Source organism: Polaromonas sp. P1_F8, assembly GCF_056405635.1.
Map to the genome: position 1 here is coordinate 1,329,734 of NZ_JBFUBS010000001.1, position 16,982 is coordinate 1,346,715.

Genomic DNA, 16,982 nt, shown 5'->3' on the forward strand with positions numbered 1-16,982 from the left:
TAATCAGTGCGCCTTGTCCCAATTGGGCCCAACGCCAATCTCCGCCAGCAGCGGCACTTTCAGCTCAGCGACGCTGGCCATCAGGCGCGGGATCTCGGTACGCAGCCACTCGACTTCGGCTTCGGGCACTTCAAACACCAGCTCATCATGCACCTGCATGATCATTTTGGTGGCGCGCTTTTCCGCGTCGAGCACTTCCTGCACCTTGTTCATGCTGAGCTTGATGAGGTCGGCCGCCGTGCCCTGCATGGGCGCGTTGATGGCCTGGCGCTCGGCCGCTTTTTTGCGAGGGCCATTGCCGCCGTTGATCTCCGACAGGTAGAGGCGCCTGCCGAAAACGGTTTCGACGTAATGGTGTTCCTGGGCAAACACCACGGTCTGGTCCATGTAGTTCTTGACACCGGGATAGCGCTGGAAGTATTTGTCGATGTAGGCGGCCGCGGCCTTGGTTTCTATGCCCAGGTTGCGCGCCAGGCCGAAGCTGCTCATGCCGTAGATCAGGCCGAAGTTGATGACCTTGGCATAGCGGCGCTGTTCGCTACTGACTTGGTCCAGCGCGACGCCGAAGACCTCCGCGGCCGTGGCGCGGTGCACGTCCAGGCCGTTGGTGAAGGCGCTGAGCAGCGCCTCGTCGCCGCTGATGTGCGCCATGATGCGCAGCTCGATCTGCGAATAGTCGGCGCTGGCGATCACGCTGCCCGCTGGTGCAATGAAGGCCTCGCGCACGCGCCGGCCTTCCACAGTGCGGATAGGGATGTTCTGCAGGTTGGGGTCGTTGCTGGAAAGCCGCCCAGTCACCGCGACAGCCTGTGCATAGTGGGTGTGCACACGGCCGGTGCGGGGCAATGCCAGCTGCGCCAGCTTGTCGGTGTAAGTGCCCTTGAGCTTGCTCAGCGAGCGGTGCTCGAGCAGCTTGGCAGGCAGCGGATAGTCTTCGGCCAGCTTTTCCAGCACCTCCTCGTCGGTGCTGCGCGCGCCGCTGGGGGTCTTCTTGATGACCGGCATGCCGAGCTTGTCGAAGAAAATCTCGCCGAGCTGCTTGGGACTTCCCAGGTTGAAGGGCTGGCCGGCGATCTCGTAGGCCTCGGCTTCCAGCTGGATGATGCGCTGGCCCAGCTCGTGACTCTGCGCGGCCAGCGTGGGCGCATCGATCATCACGCCGTTGCGTTCAATGCGGTACAGCGTTTCGCTGCTCTGCATTTCCAGCTCATAGATAAAGCGCAGCTTCTCGTTGGCCTCGAGCTGCGGCCACAGCACGCGGTGCACGTCCAGGGTCTGGTCGGAGTCTTCGCAGGAATATTCGGCGGCCTTGGCGATGTCGACCTGATTGAACTTGATCTGGTGCGCACCCTTGCCGCACAGGTCTTCATAGTTGATGCCGCTGCGGCCCACATGCCGCTCGGCCAGGCTGGCCAGGCCGTGCGGCTTGGTCACTTCCAGCACATAGCTTTGCAGCATGGTGTCGTGCGCATAGCCCTGCACTTCAATGCCGTGGTTGGCAAACACATGGCGGTCGTATTTGACGTGCTGGCCCAGCTTAGCTTTGGCTGGATTTTCCAGCCAGGGTTTCAGGCGAGCCAGCACTTCGTCGCGCGGCAATTGCGCGGGCGCGTCGGGGTAGTCGTGCGTGAGCGGAATGTAGGCCGCTTCGCCGGGCGTGACGCTGAAGCTCAGGCCAACGATTTCGGCCTGCATCTCATCAAGGGAAGTGGTTTCCGTGTCCAGCGCGACCAGCTCAGCCGCTTCGATTTTGGCGAGCCAGCGGTCAAACGCCTCCCAGGTGAGCACCGTGTCGTAATTCAGGTTGCTGGCACGTTCAGCCGGCGGCGTGTCGGTCAGGGGCGCTTCGTCAAACAGGCCCGGCGAGTCCGAACGGCCGCCTGAACCGCCGGCGGGCGCGGGCTTGTGCCTGCCTTCAGGTCCGCCAATCAATTCCGGCGGCGTGCTTTCGATTTCGATCTGCTTGACCAGGCCTTTGAAACCATACTTTTCATAAAAGGCTTTCAGGGGTTCCGTCTGCTGGCCGCCGATGGTGATGGCATCAAGGGCGGGCAGGCCGGGGATGTAGCCGTCCAGTTCGCAGTCCTTCTTGATGGTCAGCAGCTCACGGCCTTTGGGCAGCCAATCGAGTGACTGGCGCAGGTTCTCACCCACCACGCCCTTGATCTCGCCGGCGCGTGCCACCAGCGCATCAAGCGAGCCGTATTCGAGCAGCCACTTCACGGCCGTCTTGGGGCCGACCTTGGGCACGCCGGGCACGTTGTCGACCGCGTCGCCGACCAGTGCCTGGTAATCGACCATCAGGCGCGGCGGTACGCCGAATTCAGCCTCCACCCCGGCCAGGTCGCGCCGGCGGTCGTTCATGGTGTCGATGACGGTGATATTTTCGTCGACCAGCTGGCTCAAGTCCTTGTCGCCGCTGGAGATGATGACTTCGATCCCCTGCTTTGAAGCAATGCAGGCCAGCGTGCCGATCACGTCGTCGGCCTCCACGCCCGGAACATCCAGTACCTTCCAGCCCAACAGCCGAACCACCTCGTGGATGGGCTCGACCTGGCTGCGCAGGTCGTCGGGCATGGGTGAGCGCTGGGCCTTGTATTCAGGGTACAGCGCATCGCGAAAGGTCGGCCCTTTGGCGTCGAACACGCAGGCAGCAAAGTCAGCGCGCACGTCCTTGCGCAGCTTTTGCATCATGTTGACCATGCCGCGTATGGCGCCGGTCGCCGGACTGGCCGGGTCGCCCGGGTTGGCGCGCAGGTCGGGCATGGCATGAAAGGCGCGGTACAGGTAGCTGGAGCCGTCCACCAGCAGCAGTGTTTTTTTGTCGGTACTCATGAAGCCGATTGTCGGGGATATCGGCCCGCAGCCGCCCGCGGCGCCGATAGCGCCCAGTGCTGGCCTGCGGGGAAGCTTTCCGCCTACAGCCGCAGCCCCCTTATTACGACATGCCGGGCTTGTCGGCCGGGCCCTGCGGCCTACAATGCAGGCATGAACCACGCTTTCCGCCCTCTTCTTGCCGCCGCGTTTGCGGTGCTGCCGCTGGCTGCGGCCATGGCTCAAGCGCCTGCACAAAACGCAGTGCCGCCCGTGACCGCGGAGGCCCCGGCGCCTGCAGGCCGGCCGGACAAGGCAATCCAGCGCATTCGCACTGAAGACGCGGGCAGCCGGATCGACGAACTCCGTGTGGGCGGCGAAACGCAGCAAATCCTGGTCCAGCCCAAAGTCGGCGGTGCGGCTTACGAAATCAAGCCCGCAGAAGGCGCCCGGGGCACCGCCCCCGCGTCGACCAACAACGACACCAACGGCTCACGCGTCTGGAACGTGCTGAAGTTCTGATTTTTCGCAGCTCCCACGTACTCCAAGAACTCCAGGATCCAGTTTCAGGCATGGCCGTCTATACCGAAGTCTCGTTTGACGAGGCTGCAGCGTTCTTGAACGCCCTGAATCTGGGGCAGCTGCAAACTATCAAAGGTGCCGCAGGCGGCATCGAAAACACCAATTACTTTGTGGACACCGACAGGGGCCAGTATGTGCTGACCCTGTTCGAGCGCCTGACATTCGAGCAACTGCCGTTTTACCTGCACCTGATGAAGCACCTGGCGGCACACGGCATTCCGGTGCCTGATCCCGCAGCCGACCCCAAAGGGAGCATTCTTCACCGCCTGAAAGACAAACCGGCCTCCGTCGTCAACAAGCTGCGCGGCCACAGTGAACTGGCCCCCACAGCCGGCCACTGCGCCGGTGTCGGGGAAACACTGGCGCGCATGCACCTCGCAGGCCTCGAATACCCGCGGCGCCAGCCCAACCTGCGGGGCCTGGCCTGGTGGAACGAGACCGTTCCGGTCGTGCTGCCCTACATGACACCCGAACAGCGCAGCCTTATTCTGGGCGAGCTGGCCTACCAGAACCATGTAGCGGCTTCATCCGCCTTTGGCAGCCTGCCGCGCGGCGCCATACACGCCGACCTCTTTCGCGACAACGTGATGTTCGAAGACGGCCGGCTCACCGGTTTTTTTGATTTTTACTTCGCCGGCTGCGACACCTTCCTGTTTGACATTGGTGTGTGCCTCAACGACTGGTGCATAGACCTGGAAACCGGCGTACAGGACGAAGCCCGTTCGGCGGCCTTCATGAGGGCTTACGAAAGCGTGCGGCGCCTGACGGCGCAGGAGCACAGGCTCCTGCCTGCCATGCAGCGCGCCGGAGCCCTGCGCTTTTGGCTGTCGCGGCTGTGGGACTTGCATTTGCCCCGTGAAGCTGCAGTGCTCAAGCCGCACGACCCCAGCCATTTCGAGCGTGTCCTGCGCGAGCGGCTCACACACCCTTACGTCCTCTAGCCAAAGCCATCCCGCAGGCTTGATTGCCCTTTGGCCAAAGGCCCGTTTGAGGGCCAGCGCCAAGCGTCGCTGCTTTCAGGCAAACTGCCCTCCTGCAATATCCCGGTCTCGTCCGGCCCCATTTCCCGCTGAAGACCATGAAACTTAATATTGTTCCCGCAAGCACCGGCATAACCTGGGTCAGGTTGGGCATCAAGACTTTCATGCAGCAGCCCCTGGCCATGTCGGGCCTGTTTTTCCTGTACCTGGCCGCAGTCACAGTGCTTTCCTTGCTGCCGTTTTTCGGACTGATCCTGGCGCTGATGATTGTTCCCGCTGCCATGCTGGGCCTGATGGCCGCCACACAGGAAGCCGTGAAGGGAAAATTTCCCATGCCCACGGTGCTTCTCAGCGCTTTTCGCGCGGGACGCGAGCGTTTGGGCGCGATGCTTGTCCTTGGCGCGATCTATACGGCGTTCTGCGTGCTGATCAACTGGATCGTACCGATGCTGGTGGACCCCCCTGTTGCCGCCGACGCGAGCCGCGAGGCGATGATGACGCCGCAGTTCCAGCTGGCCATGGCAAAGAACATGTCGGTGTCCCTGCTGCTTTATCTGCCCGTGTTGCTGCTGTTCTGGCACGCACCCGCCCTGGTCCACTGGCACGGCATTTCTCCGGTCAAAAGCCTCTTTTTCAGCGTTGTCGCCTGCGTTCGCAACGCGGGGGCCTTCCTGATGTTCGGGCTGGGCTGGCTCGGCGTATCCATGGGCATGGTCATCGTGCTGAGCGTGCTTGCCGGCCTGACAGGCAGCGCTGAATTCATGGCCGCGGCAATGATGCCCCTGGGCTTGCTCATCGCAGCCATGTTTTCCACCTCGATTTACTTCACGTTTCGTGATAGCTTCGTGGCCACGCTACCCGGTGACTCGCCGGACGGCGCCAATAACCCGGAAAACACCAACAACGACCCCGCTACCCCAGGAGATTCTTCATGACCCAGCACCAGCTGCAAGGCCGTACCGAACAGGAAATTTTGTGGTTTCAACGGCGTGACACGCTCAAGGCAGCAGCCGCCTGGGTAGCGATGGGAGGTTTGCCTGCAGCCATGGCCCAGCAGCGAAGCAATATCGTCGAGCTGAGGGGCGATGCCCTGCTCAACGGCAACCGGCTGCAGACCGGCCAAACCATCCTCACCGGTGACCAGATCCAGACCGGCCCGGGTTCCAACCTGATGTTTGTCATCGGCAACTCGGCATTCCAGGTGCGTGAGAACTCCATGATGAAGGTGGAACGCGGCAGCTCGCTCAGTACCGTGAGCCTGCTGCGCCTGCTCACGGGCGCCGTGGTCAGCGTCTGGGGCAAGGGCAGCAGCCGCGCCATTGTCCTGCCCACGCTGACGGCCGGCATACGCGGCACGGGCGTCTATGCCGAGGTCTTCGCCGACCAGGGCAACCGCAGCTATTTCTGCAACTGCTATGGTACGGTTGACATGGAGTCGAACGGGGAAAAGACCGTGTCACAGTCAAGTTACCACCAGTCATTCTGGGGCGAAGTGGAGCCCAAAAACGGCCGCCGCCTCACCCCCGCCAACGCGATCAATCACAGTGACGAGGAACTGGAATTCCTCGCCGGCCTGATCGATCAGCGGACCTCCTGGCAAATTGCAGGCAGGAAAGGCATCAAGGACGGTAGCGGAAAAATGACCTACTGATTCCGGCCGCGCCAGCGCTGCCTACAGGGCATCGCCGGATGCGTCTTGCAGCCGCCTGACCAATGCCACCAGTTGCGGCTGCACCTGCGTCATCAGGAAATGCGGCGAAAGATTGAACCCCGGGCCACCGCAGCTCACCACCATGACGGAGCGTCTACCCGGTGGCCGGAATGCAGCAGCGATAGCGTTAACGTCCTTCTGCCAATCACCAAAAGAGGCGCAGCAGCCGTGATCGCGGTAATGTGCCAGCGCCAGCGCCATCACCTCGCGGGTTTTAGGCCACGCTTCCTCGTCCTGGACCCGAATACGCTCAAGCAGGGTTTCACGCTCCTTATCCGAACAGCCGCACAGGTAGGCTCGCCCCATCGCAGTGCTGGCCAGTGGAATGCGCGAACCTACGTCCAGGCTGAGCGTGAGTGCAGATTCGCTGCGGCAGTTTTCCACATAAATCATGCTCAGGCGATCGCGTATCCCCAACGACACCATGGCCTGCGAACTGTCGGCGAGATCCTGCATCAGCGGCCTGGCGAGCTGCCGCATGTCCATGCGCGCCAGCATGGCGCTGCCCAGCGCCAGTACCGCACTACCCAGGCGATAACCGGCGCGACCGCTGGCGTCCTGCGCATGCTCCAGGTAGCCGTGCTTGGTCAGCGTATAGGTCAAACGCGAAATCGTTGACTTGGGCAGGCCGCAGCGGCGTGCCAGTTCCGTGTTGCCCAAGGACCGGTCTCGCGAGCGAAAAGCACTGAGCACATCCAGGCCGCGTGCCAATGCCGTCACAAAGTGCCGATCCTCCTTGGCATGAACGGGGCTGACCGTTCCGGGGGCCGACCTGTTGGGAACAGGAGATTGAGACATTGCTAGTTCTGCATTGCGGAATAAAAAGTCCAGCGATTGTGGCACCCAGGCAGCATCGGACATCTCACTCAAGGGAAATCCACTAGTAAAAATGTATCTTAATGTTTCACAATTTGAATGAATAATCAAGCAAACAGTTCTGCAATGCAGAACAAGTAAGTAATCTTAATTAACCAGGAAGACTGATGGAAAACAAAAAAATTCATCTCATGGTCAAAGCCTTGGGCTTTACCGCCCTGCTGGCGGTTGTCCTTTCCGGGCACGCAGCGCCGGGACGCGAAGATCTGGTGATAGGTCAGGTGGCGCCGCTGACAGGCACCATCGCCGGAACCGGTAACGAATACGTGGCCGGCGGCGCAGCATATTTCGCCTATATCAACGACAACGGCGGTATTTATGGCCGCAAGATTCGCGTCGCCCTCAAGGACGACAGCTACAAGCCGGAACAGACCCTTGCCCTGACGCGCCAACTGCTGGCCGAGGAAAAGCCTTTGGCCCTGTTTGGTTTTGTCGGAACCGGCAACGTGCTGGCCCTGAACAAGAACAAGGTGCTTGAGGAAGCGGGCATCGCCCTGCTGGCACCTTACACGGGCGCTCAGGATTTGCGTGACCCGGTCAACCCCCTGATTTTTCACATCCGGGCCAGCTACGCCGACGAAACTGCCCGCATGGTGGAACACCTGCACACCATTGGCCTGCGCCGCTTCGCGGTGATGTACCAGGACGACCCCTTCGGCAAAAGCGGCCTGGCAGGTGCGGAAAGTGCACTGAAAAAACTTGGCATGACGGCCGTGGCCACGGGTAACTACGACCGCACCAAGCCCGAGGAAGTTGATGCAGCGGTCGCGGCCATCACCCCGGCCAATCCGGACGCCATCATCATGGTTTCAGTCAACCGTGCCTCCGCCGCTTTCATCAAGAAGATGCGGGCGCAAGGCAGCAAGGCTCGCCTGTTCAGTATCTCGGTGGTGAATTTCAAGGAACTGCTGAAGAATGCCGGGGAGGACAACGCCCGCGGCATCGGCATTTCCCAGGTCATGCCCTACCCTTATTCCACCCTGGCACCGGTGGCCCGCGAGTTCCAGACCCTGATGGCCAAATACCAGCCGGACAAGGTGGTCTCCTATGCCAGCATGGAGTCCTTCATTGCAGCCAAGATTCTTGTTGAAGCCATGCGCCGCAGCGGCGCCGACCCAACGCGCCAGAAAATCATCACCCAGCTGGAGAAGATGAACAGCTATGACGCAGGAGGTTTCAAGGTAAGCTTTTCGCCGGAGAACCGCGTCGGCTCGAAGTTTGTTGAAGTCACCGTGATCGGCCGCGACGGCAGGTTGCTCAAGTAGCGCGGCGCACTTCCAGGATCTCGTACTCCATCGCTTCCTCGTAGGTCTTGGCGTCGCTCAGCGCCAGGTGCAGCAGAATCCTGGGCGCATGGGCCTTGATAACCCTGTGCATCAACACGCCGACAACGACCATCGGCAGGCCCACCCAGAGGTAGCCGTACATGGAAAGCACCACACCGATGCCCAGGAGGGGCAAGGAAATGCCGACCACAAAGAGCCGGTGCTTGACGTATTTTTGCGCACGCTCCGGATTCACGATCACGCGGAACCGGCCGTGCGGCAGGCCGGTGCGGAATTCCTGGTGCGGAACGTAAATCGCTGACGGGCTTTCAGGGTTTTCAGTGCCTTCATTTTTTCCGGTCTCGATTCCGGTTTCGGAATTTGTCTCTGTCATTTTTTCCCGTCAGTTTGAATTCAACAAAATGCCGCCAGCAGCGCGGCAACTACACCACCGTCAGTTTGGCCACGCTCAGGGCCAGCCACTTCACGCCGTGCCGCGTGAAGTTGATCTGCGCCCGGGCATCGTCGCCGCTGCCCTCCAGCATCAGCACTTTTCCTTCGCCGAACTTGGCATGGAACACTTCCATGCCGCTTTTGAGCCCATGCGAAGGCGCACTCTTCTGAGGCGGCACCGGTGGGTTGGCAAAACGCTCTGCGCCGCCAGTTTTTGAAGAGAAAACGCCACTGGCCCAATCCCCACGGGCGCCACCAGCTCCTGAATTGCTAGCACCAGCCCATCCGCCGGAACCCATGCCCGAGGCAAAACCCTGGTTCTTCGGCGTGATCCATTTGAGCGCGGCTTCGGGCAGCTCGTCAAAAAACCGGCTCTTGAGGTTGTAGCGCGTCTGGCCATGCAGCATGCGCGTCTGCGAATGGCTGAGATAAAGGCGCTTGCGCGCGCGCGTGATCGCGACATACATCAGGCGGCGTTCTTCTTCCAGGCCGTCGCGGTCGCTCATGGAGTTCTCGTGCGGAAAGATGCCGTCCTCCAGACCGGTGATGAACACGCAGTCAAACTCCAGCCCCTTGGACGAATGCACGGTCATGAGCTGCACCGCATCCTGCCCGGCCTGGGCCTGGTTGTCGCCAGACTCCAGCGCGGCGTGCGTGAGGAAGGCCGCCAGGGGCGACAGCGTTTCGCCGGTCTCGGTGTCGGGCGCCAGGGCCTCGGGCAAAGGCTCGCTGACGAGCGGCGCGGACGGGTCCAACCCCTGGCTGGCCGGCGACTGCGTGAGGCGAGCGCCCAGCTCGTCAACCGGCAGCGCCACCGCATCGCGGCCAAAGCCTTCCTGGCTGACGAAAGACTCTGCTGCATTGACCAGTTCGGCCAGATTCTCCAGCCGGTCCTGGCCTTCTTTTTCGGTTTTGTAGTGTTCTTCCAGGCCGCTGTGCTGCAGCACCAGTTCAATGATCTCCCGCAACGTCAGCCCTGTGGTCTGCTCGCTCAGCACCTGGATTTTGGCGGCAAAGGCGCCGAGGTTCGCACCGGCCTTGCCCGGCACGGCGCTCACGCCGTCGTACAGCGAACAGCCGGCCGCACGCGAAATATCCTGCAGCTGCTCAATGCTGCGCGCGCCAATCCCGCGCGGCGGAAAATTGACGACACGCATAAAGCTCGTGTCGTCGTGCGGGTTCTCCAGCAGGCGCAGGTAGGCCAGCGCATGCTTGATTTCAGCGCGCTCGAAAAAGCGCAGGCCGCCGTAGACGCGGTAGGGCACACCGGCATTGAAGAGCGCTGTCTCCATCACCCGGCTTTGTGCGTTGCTGCGGTACAGCAGCGCGATCTCCTTGCGCTCGGTGCCGTCACGTACCAGTTGCTTCACTTCATCCACAAACCACTGGGCCTCGGCAAAATCACTGGTTGATTCGTACACACGTACCGGCTCGCCCGGCCCCGCTTCGGTACGCAGGTTTTTGCCCAGGCGTTTGCTGTTGTGGCTGATCAGCTCGTTGGCAGAATCGAGAATGTTGCCGAAGCTGCGGTAGTTGCGCTCGAGCTTGATCTGGTGTGTCACTTCGAACTCACGCACAAAGTCGGCCATGTTGCCCACGCGCGCGCCGCGAAAAGCGTAAATGCTCTGGTCGTCGTCGCCCACCGCCACCACCGAGCCGCCCGGCATGGCGTCCGCGCCCTGGGTCGCATCGGGCCCCTGCCCTGCCAGCATCTTGATCCACGCGTACTGCAGCTTGTTGGTGTCCTGAAACTCGTCGATCAGGATGTGGCGAAAGCGCCGCTGGTAGTGCTCGCGCACGGGGGCGTTGTCGCGCAGCAGTTCATAGCTGCGCAGCATGAGTTCACCGAAATCCACCACGCCTTCGCGCTGGCACTGCTCTTCATACAGGGCATAAATTTCGACCTTCTTGCGGCCTTCTTCGTCGCGCACTTGCACGTCTTTGGCACGCAAGCCGTCTTCCTTGTTGCCGGCAATAAACCACATCAGCTGCTTGGGAGGAAAACGTTCGTCGTCCACATTGAACTGCTTGCACAGTCGCTTGATGGCCGAGAGCTGGTCCTGCGTATCGAGGATCTGAAAACTTTGCGGCAAGTTGGCCAGCTTGTAGTGCGCGCGCAAAAACCGGTTGCACAGGCCGTGGAAGGTGCCTATCCACATGCCGCGCACATTCACCGGCAGCATGGCCGACAGCCGCGCCATCATTTCCTTGGCGGCCTTGTTGGTGAACGTCACCGCCAGAATGCCGCCTGGCGACACCTGGCCGGTTTGCAGCAGCCAGGCGATGCGTGTCGTCAGCACCCGGGTCTTGCCGGACCCGGCGCCGGCCAGAATCAGCGCATGCGTGTTGGGCAGCGTGACCGCTGCGAGTTGCTCCGGATTGAGGTTTTGCAGGAGAGGGGAGCTGGAGGCTTCTGGGAACATCCCCCATTGTAGAAAGATCAACGGCACCGGCACGGTGCCGGGATACTCCCCGTACGCCCGGGGCAAATTTCTCTTCACCAGCCGGGGCCGCGGGTCTAGCTTTGCCAGCCCGCAGGCGCAGCGCCCCCGAGGGGCTGGAGCCTGCGGCTCCAAAGCTGCTTGAGCAGCTTTGGACAGGCGACAGAGGTGAAGCTTCTAGCGAGCCGCGGCCTGCAAGGCCTCGGGGCTACACGCAGTGAGCGACCGTGGGGGCTCTAGCTGCCGTCCGTCTTCAGGATGGTCTCACCCTTGAGCGCTCCCACGTCGCGGATGGCCATGCGGTGGCGCTTCCAGCCGTCCCAGGTACGGCGGAAATTCGCCAGCGAAATACCGTAATAGATCGCCTTGAACATGCGCAGCCGTCCCCAGAACGGCGTCTTACCGAAAATGTCGCCCGCCAGCAGTGACAGCAGGGCTTCCTTGACGCGCAGCGGGTTGGCCGGGTGCATGAACATGTGCCGGATGGTCGGGTTGGTCACGCGGTAGATAAACCACGAATACTCCCTGGGTCCCTTGCGCATCATGGCTTCGAAGCTTTTGCGCACAGCGGGCAGGTCGGCCGGCTGGTCAAGCGCCGTTGCCACCAGTTCAGCGCCGTCAAAAGCGCTGTGCATCGCGAGGTAAACGCCTGACGAGAACATCGGGTCGATGAAGGTGAATGCATCGCCCAGCATCAGGTAGCGATCGCCGGTGGCGTGGGTGCTGCTGTACGAAAAATTCCCGGTGGCGTGCACCGCGTCATCGACCAGCGTGGCATTGGCAAGGCGCCGTTTCAGCTCCGGTGCCAGGGCGATGGTGTCCATGAAGAATTCGCGCAGCGGCTTTTCGCGCGACTTCAGGTAATACGGCCAGCACACCGCGCCGACGCTGGTGGTGCCGTCAGCCAGCGGGATAAACCAGAACCAGCCGTGGGGAAACCAGCAGATGCTGATGTTGCCTTCGCGCTTGCCCTGCAGCCGCTCGACGTTTGTGAAATGGCCAAACAGCGCCGTACTGTTGTGCTCCTTGCTCTTGGCTTTGGAGCGCAGCTTGTTCGCCAGCAGCGTGTCTCGCCCAGAGGCGTCCACTACAAAACGGGCCCGCCAGCTGCGCTTCGCGCCGTCGTCCAGCTCCGCCTGCACGGTGGCGCCTTCCGCGTCAAACACCACATCGCGCACGGTGCAGCCCTCGAGCGTTTTTGCCCCACGCGTCGCCGCGTTGCGAAACAGCAGTTCGTCCAGGTCGGAGCGCCGCACCTGCCAGGCCGAAGGCATCGATTTGTCCCAGGCGTCGGCGAATTCGATGTAGCTGCAGTGCGCGTGTTCGGGCGAAACAAACTCAATGCCCCATTTGGGCATGCCGATGCGGTCAACCTGGTCGCGCACCCCCAGGCGTTCGAAAAGCTCGACATTGGCCGGGAGCAGCGATTCACCGATGTGGAATCGCGGGTGGTGCGCTTTTTCGAGCAGCACCACGTCGCGCCCCTGGGCAGCCAGCAGTGCAGCAATGGTGGAGCCGGCCGGGCCGCCGCCCACAATCAGTACGTCACAGGTGGAGGCAGGAGCTGAAGCGGGGATTTCGTTCATGGCAGGCATTGGCTATGGGTTCGCGCAACGGCTCGTCAGGCACGCCGCTGCAATTGTGAAAGACTGCGCGCAGGGTAACACCGCTCGCGCCGCGGGTTCAACATTGCCTCTTTTGAAATTGTATGGTTCAGTTTCTTCTGCACCCGCCGGGTATACGCCGGGCTGCGGACGGGAAACCCGTAAATCCCCGCCCGGCTGCAGCTTCTGCGAACATAGCCGTATTTGGGGTTTTCATGACTACAGGTTTGGGCCGATCAGGGCCGGCTTGGCTGGCGGCCTGCTTTCTGGCGGCGGGTCTCGGGTTTGCCGGCATGGCGCGTGCGCAGTCGTCCTGCTCCAGCGACGGCCAGGGACGGCCGGTGATGCTGCTTGAGCGTTTTATCAACGCCAACTGCGACACCTGCTGGGCCGACCCGGCCACTCCGAAGGCCGCGGCCGGCCAGGTTGCGCTGGATTGGGTGGTTCCTGGCGACAAGGGCAGCGACGCACCACTGTCCGCCGTCGCCGCAAGCGAAGGATTGCAACGGCTGGAGGCGCTGCGCCAGCCTGTCCCCGCGCAGAGCCTGGCCAACACCTCGCCCGTCAAAACCATCAGGGGTGGCACCCTGCGTGTGGCGCATGGCCTGCCGCTGAGCGGCTATCTGGGCGCATCCATCGAGCTCAAGCCCGTCCCGGCCGCCGCAAAGGGCCGCCAATGGACAGCCTGGCTTGCCCTGGTCGAAACCTTGCCGGCCGGCACCGAGGGCTCCCCGGTCGAGCGGAATTTGATTCGAAACGTGCTCCAGACCAATTGGGACGGGCGCAAGCAGCTATCAAAAACAGAGCAAAAACGGTTCTTTGATGCACGCTCCATGAGCATTGCGGAGGGCGCCAACCCGGACCGGATGCGCGTGGTGGGCTGGGTGGAAAACGAAAAAGGCCTGGTGGTGGCCGCGGCGCAGTCGCGCTGCGTGCCTTGAAAATATTTCGCGCCATTTAACCCCTTTGTGTTGCGTGCGCCGTTTAACGGTGCATCGCCAACAACAAAAGGGGTTTTCATGCCAAACGGCTTTCACGTCTTTCGCGGGTTCACCCGGCTGACTGCCGCCCGCCTCCTTCAGGCCGCCGCCGCAGCCTGCTTCAGTCTGCAGGCGCTGGCGCTCAGCCCGATGCCGCAGCCTTTCCCCAACGGGAAATTCGCGCCGCCGCCCGACTGGCGGCCGCCGGTCATCGCTGTGAACCATGCAGGCCAGCCCATCCAGCTGCGGGCCGTTTCCATCGAAGTCGACCTCTTCGGCGACCAGGCCCGTACCAGCGTTGAGCTGCGCCTTTTCAACCCCAACCCCCGCGTGCTGGAAGGCGAACTGCAGTTCCCGCTGCAGGAGGGCCAGGTCGTGACCGGCTTCGCGCTGGATATCAACGGCCAATTGCGCGACGCAGTACCTGTACCCAAGGCCAAAGGGCAGGAGATCTTTGAAGACATACGCCGGCGGCGCGTAGACCCGGGCCTGCTGGAAGCCGCCGCCGGCAACCAGTACAAGCTGCGCGTTTATCCCATCCCGGCCCAGGGGGAGCGCCGCGTGCTCATCACATTCAACGAGACCCTGCCGCGCCAGCGCGATACGGGTGTACTGAGGGTGCCGCTGGTGTTCGCGTCAAGCGTGGACCAATTGCAGGTGAAAGTGCGCGCCCACGGCGCCGCCCACCGGGACGTGGAACTGCTGCAGGCGCCCGCCGGCACCGAGCTGAGCGCCGGCGCCACCGGCACGGAGCTGGGCCTGCAAAAAAACCACTGGCAGGCACCCCAAGGCCCTGCGGGCTGGCTGCAGCTGTCGCTGCGCCGCACCGGCAAGCCGCAGGTCATGGTGGGCGAAACCGGCGGCAAGCCGTTCTTTGCCGGGCAACTCGACGTGCGCGACGAACTGGTGAAGCGGCCCGCCCCTGCCCACATCGCACTGGTGTGGGACGCATCGGCTTCGGCCGCCGGGCAGGCCCGGGTGCTGCCGGTGCTGGAGGCTTACTTCCGCAAGCTGGGCAAGCCCGTCAAGCTCAGCCTGCTCGTGGTGCGCAACAAGGTCGAGACTGTACGCAGCTTCACCGTCACCCCAGGCCGCTTTGGTGAACTGGCCGATGCATTGCGCGCAGAGCCCTTCGACGGCTCCAGCAATTTTGACGACCTGCCCATTCCCGCCGACGTGGACACCACCCTGATGGTGACCGACGGCCTGATGACGGACGGTAAAAAACTCATTCGCTACACCCACACGGCACCGGTGATGGTGATCAACGGCGCAGCCTCCGCCGACATGGCGCGCCTGGCCAGGCTGGCCGACCGCACCGGCGGTGCGCTGGTCGATGCTGCGCTGCAATCGCCCGACGAGGGCGCGCAAGCCATGTTGATGCACGGCTGGCGCATTGAGAAGCTGGACAGCCTGTCCGCGCGGCAACTCGTGACGCCGACGACGCGGATCAACCAGGGCCGCGTCTCGGTGGCAGGCGAGTTGCTGGACTGCACCGCCCGCATCGATATCACGCTGGCGCACCCGGACGGACGCAAGCGCACCCTGGTATTGCAAGTCAGCGCCAAGCCGGTCAGCGGCCACTGGCCGGGCCAGCAGTGGGCCCAGTGGCGCAGCGCCAAGCTGGCCGAAAATGCCGGCCTGCACAGCGCAGAACTTCAGCGCATCGCGGCGGCGCATGGCGTCGTGGGGCCCAACAGCTCGCTGATCGTGCTGGAGCTTGCCACCGACTATGCACGCTACAACCTCCCTGCCCCGCCCGAGCTGGCAGATGAAGTGGCGCGGCTGGGCCAGCAGCAACTCGCACAGGCCGCGCAGACGCGGCAGGCGCACATCGAGGCCATGGTGGGGCAGTTTGACGAGAAGCAGCGCTGGTGGGGCAGGGACTTTCCCAAGGAAGCGCGCAAACATGCGGAGCCCAAGACCGAGAAGCACATCAGCCAGGGCGGCCTGGGCAGTCTGGCCGGCACAGTGCGCTCACGCGAGCAAGCCCAGGGCGCACCCGTAGCGGCTCCTTCCTTCGCCCCTGCCGCTGCAGCCCCCGCAGCCGCACCCGCCATGATGGCCGAAGCACGCTCCGACGCCATGGACAAACGCAGTGCCAAGGCGGTTGCCGCCGCGCCCGTAGCCACCATCGCGCTGCAGGCCTGGGTGCCCGACGCGCCCTACATGAAGCGCCTGCAGAATGCCGGCAAGGACGAGCTCTACCGCGTCTATCTCGACGAACGCGCCGCCTACCTCAGCAGCAGCTCTTTCTACATGGATGCAGCGGGCGTGTTCTTTGACCGCGGCCTGCCGGAGCTGGGGCTGCGCGTGCTCTCCAACCTGGCGGAGATGAACCTGGAAAACCGCCAGTTGCTGCGCCTTTATGCCTACCGCCTGGTGCAGGCGCGCCGCAACGACCTGGCCGTGCCGGTGTTCGAACGCATCAGCGAACTGGCGCCCAACGAGCCGCAATCCTGGCGCGACCTGGGCCTGGCACTGGCCGAGAGCGGCCAGCCGCAGCGCGCCGTCAACGCCTTGTGGGAAGTCGTGTCGCAGCCCTGGAACGGCCGCTTCGCCGGCATCAACATGATCGCGCTGGCCGAACTCAACGCGATTGCTGCCCAGCCTGCCGCCAGCGGCCAGCCGGCGTTGGACATGAGCCTTGTCGACACGCGCCTGCGCCGCAACCTGCCGCTGGCCCTGCGCGTGGTCATGGCCTGGGATACCGACGACACCGACATCGACATGTGGGTGAGCGACCCGAACGGTGAAAGGGCCAGCTATGCCAACCGGCTGACCCATCAGGGCGGCGCGATGAGCCCCGACGCCAGGGGCGGTTACGGGCCGGAGGAGTTTTCGCTAAAGACCGCCAAAACCGGCAAGTACACCGTGCAAGCGCAGTTCTACGGACATCGTCAGCAGGTGCTGTCGGGCGGGACCACGGTGATGGTGCGCGTTACCACCGGGTTCGGCACGCCGCAGGCACGTGATGAGTGGACGACCTTGCGCCTGGCGCGCGGCCAGGAAACCGTGCGCGTGGCCGAGGTCGAAGTGCGCTGACGCCTGGCGCCTCAAGCCCAGGCTATCAAGATGCCACTATGCATATAAAGGCTATACCGCTTTGCGGGGTAGCGCCCGCTTGAGAGGCGCATAGAATCAATCACCGGGCCCAAGCAATTGCGCCCGGTTTTAGCTTCAGCATGACAAGCCCTTCGGGCAATTGTCAGCTTCCGCTGAAACTCTCTTGCGAGAGTTTTTTGTTGCCGCCAGGCAGCGAAAGCCGGTCCAGTC

At 62.8% G+C, this 16,982-nt stretch carries 12 protein-coding genes; 7 read left to right on the top strand and 5 right to left on the bottom strand.

The features are described 5' to 3' along the window. Nucleotides 1–3: 3 nt before the first annotated feature. Nucleotides 4–2,835 carry a DNA polymerase I gene (polA, locus tag AC1D1J_RS06310; protein WP_477694164.1) on the bottom strand — a complete coding sequence of 944 codons (2,832 nt, stop codon included), beginning with the start codon at nucleotides 2,833–2,835 and terminating at the stop codon, nucleotides 4–6. Nucleotides 2,836–2,988: 153 nt separating this feature from the next. Here polA and AC1D1J_RS06315 point away from each other — a divergent pair, with 153 nt between their 5' ends. From AC1D1J_RS06315 to AC1D1J_RS06330, 4 genes are all read left to right on the top strand, one after another. Next, complete coding sequence (locus AC1D1J_RS06315; protein ID WP_457279994.1) at nucleotides 2,989–3,336, top strand: hypothetical protein; 348 nt, start codon at nucleotides 2,989–2,991, stop codon at nucleotides 3,334–3,336. Between the two features lie 50 nt (nucleotides 3,337–3,386). After that, complete coding sequence (locus AC1D1J_RS06320; protein WP_477694165.1) at nucleotides 3,387–4,337, top strand: homoserine kinase; 951 nt, start codon at nucleotides 3,387–3,389, stop codon at nucleotides 4,335–4,337. Between the two features lie 137 nt (nucleotides 4,338–4,474). Then, nucleotides 4,475–5,311: a BPSS1780 family membrane protein gene (locus tag AC1D1J_RS06325; protein ID WP_477694166.1), complete on the top strand. Its 837-nt coding sequence runs from the start codon at nucleotides 4,475–4,477 to the stop codon at nucleotides 5,309–5,311. Beyond that, nucleotides 5,308–6,027 (top strand): FecR family protein, encoded by a 720-nt coding sequence (locus AC1D1J_RS06330; RefSeq protein WP_457279991.1) that lies wholly within the window; start codon nucleotides 5,308–5,310, stop codon nucleotides 6,025–6,027. Before AC1D1J_RS06325 ends, AC1D1J_RS06330 begins: the two co-directional genes overlap by 4 nt. Before the next feature lie 21 nt (nucleotides 6,028–6,048). Here AC1D1J_RS06330 and AC1D1J_RS06335 read toward each other — a convergent pair whose 3' ends face one another. Then, on the bottom strand, nucleotides 6,049–6,885 hold the full coding sequence (locus AC1D1J_RS06335) for an IclR family transcriptional regulator (protein WP_477694167.1): 837 nt from the start codon (nucleotides 6,883–6,885) through the stop codon (nucleotides 6,049–6,051). Between the two features lie 185 nt (nucleotides 6,886–7,070). On the opposite strand from AC1D1J_RS06335, the gene AC1D1J_RS06340 reads away from it, so the two are divergent. Then, nucleotides 7,071–8,228 carry an ABC transporter substrate-binding protein gene (locus AC1D1J_RS06340; protein ID WP_477694168.1) on the top strand — a complete coding sequence of 386 codons (1,158 nt, stop codon included), beginning with the start codon at nucleotides 7,071–7,073 and terminating at the stop codon, nucleotides 8,226–8,228. On the opposite strand, the gene AC1D1J_RS06345 is transcribed toward AC1D1J_RS06340, so the two are convergent. From AC1D1J_RS06345 to AC1D1J_RS06355, 3 genes are all read right to left on the bottom strand, one after another. Next, entirely contained in the window at nucleotides 8,221–8,622 is a 402-nt protein-coding gene (locus AC1D1J_RS06345; protein WP_477694169.1) for a hypothetical protein, read from the bottom strand. The genes AC1D1J_RS06340 and AC1D1J_RS06345 overlap by 8 nt on opposite strands. Nucleotides 8,623–8,671: 49 nt before the next feature. Then, on the bottom strand, nucleotides 8,672–11,104 hold the full coding sequence (locus AC1D1J_RS06350; RefSeq protein WP_477694170.1) for a UvrD-helicase domain-containing protein: 2,433 nt from the start codon (nucleotides 11,102–11,104) through the stop codon (nucleotides 8,672–8,674). 254 nt (nucleotides 11,105–11,358) lie between these two features. Further along, complete coding sequence (locus AC1D1J_RS06355; protein ID WP_477694171.1) at nucleotides 11,359–12,708, bottom strand: NAD(P)/FAD-dependent oxidoreductase; 1,350 nt, start codon at nucleotides 12,706–12,708, stop codon at nucleotides 11,359–11,361. 233 nt (nucleotides 12,709–12,941) lie between these two features. On the opposite strand from AC1D1J_RS06355, the gene AC1D1J_RS06360 reads away from it, so the two are divergent. Then, nucleotides 12,942–13,667, top strand: a complete 726-nt coding sequence (locus AC1D1J_RS06360) for a hypothetical protein (RefSeq protein WP_477694172.1) — start codon at nucleotides 12,942–12,944, stop codon at nucleotides 13,665–13,667. 78 nt (nucleotides 13,668–13,745) lie between these two features. Continuing rightward, on the top strand, nucleotides 13,746–16,751 hold the full coding sequence (locus tag AC1D1J_RS06365) for a VIT domain-containing protein (RefSeq protein WP_477694173.1): 3,006 nt from the start codon (nucleotides 13,746–13,748) through the stop codon (nucleotides 16,749–16,751). Nucleotides 16,752–16,982: the final 231 nt, after the last annotated feature.

Coding starts and splice junctions, on each gene's coding strand:
- AC1D1J_RS06330 (WP_457279991.1), top strand. CDS start 5,308: ATGACCCAGCACCAGCTGCAAGGCCGTACCGAACAGGAAATTTTGTGG.
- AC1D1J_RS06360 (WP_477694172.1), top strand. CDS start 12,942: ATGACTACAGGTTTGGGCCGATCAGGGCCGGCTTGGCTGGCGGCCTGC.
- AC1D1J_RS06355 (WP_477694171.1), bottom strand. CDS start 12,708: ATGAACGAAATCCCCGCTTCAGCTCCTGCCTCCACCTGTGACGTACTG.
- AC1D1J_RS06345 (WP_477694169.1), bottom strand. CDS start 8,622: ATGACAGAGACAAATTCCGAAACCGGAATCGAGACCGGAAAAAATGAA.
- AC1D1J_RS06315 (WP_457279994.1), top strand. CDS start 2,989: ATGAACCACGCTTTCCGCCCTCTTCTTGCCGCCGCGTTTGCGGTGCTG.
- AC1D1J_RS06320 (WP_477694165.1), top strand. CDS start 3,387: ATGGCCGTCTATACCGAAGTCTCGTTTGACGAGGCTGCAGCGTTCTTG.
- polA (WP_477694164.1), bottom strand. CDS start 2,835: ATGAGTACCGACAAAAAAACACTGCTGCTGGTGGACGGCTCCAGCTAC.
- AC1D1J_RS06325 (WP_477694166.1), top strand. CDS start 4,475: ATGAAACTTAATATTGTTCCCGCAAGCACCGGCATAACCTGGGTCAGG.
- AC1D1J_RS06350 (WP_477694170.1), bottom strand. CDS start 11,104: ATGTTCCCAGAAGCCTCCAGCTCCCCTCTCCTGCAAAACCTCAATCCG.
- AC1D1J_RS06340 (WP_477694168.1), top strand. CDS start 7,071: ATGGAAAACAAAAAAATTCATCTCATGGTCAAAGCCTTGGGCTTTACC.
- AC1D1J_RS06335 (WP_477694167.1), bottom strand. CDS start 6,885: ATGTCTCAATCTCCTGTTCCCAACAGGTCGGCCCCCGGAACGGTCAGC.
- AC1D1J_RS06365 (WP_477694173.1), top strand. CDS start 13,746: ATGCCAAACGGCTTTCACGTCTTTCGCGGGTTCACCCGGCTGACTGCC.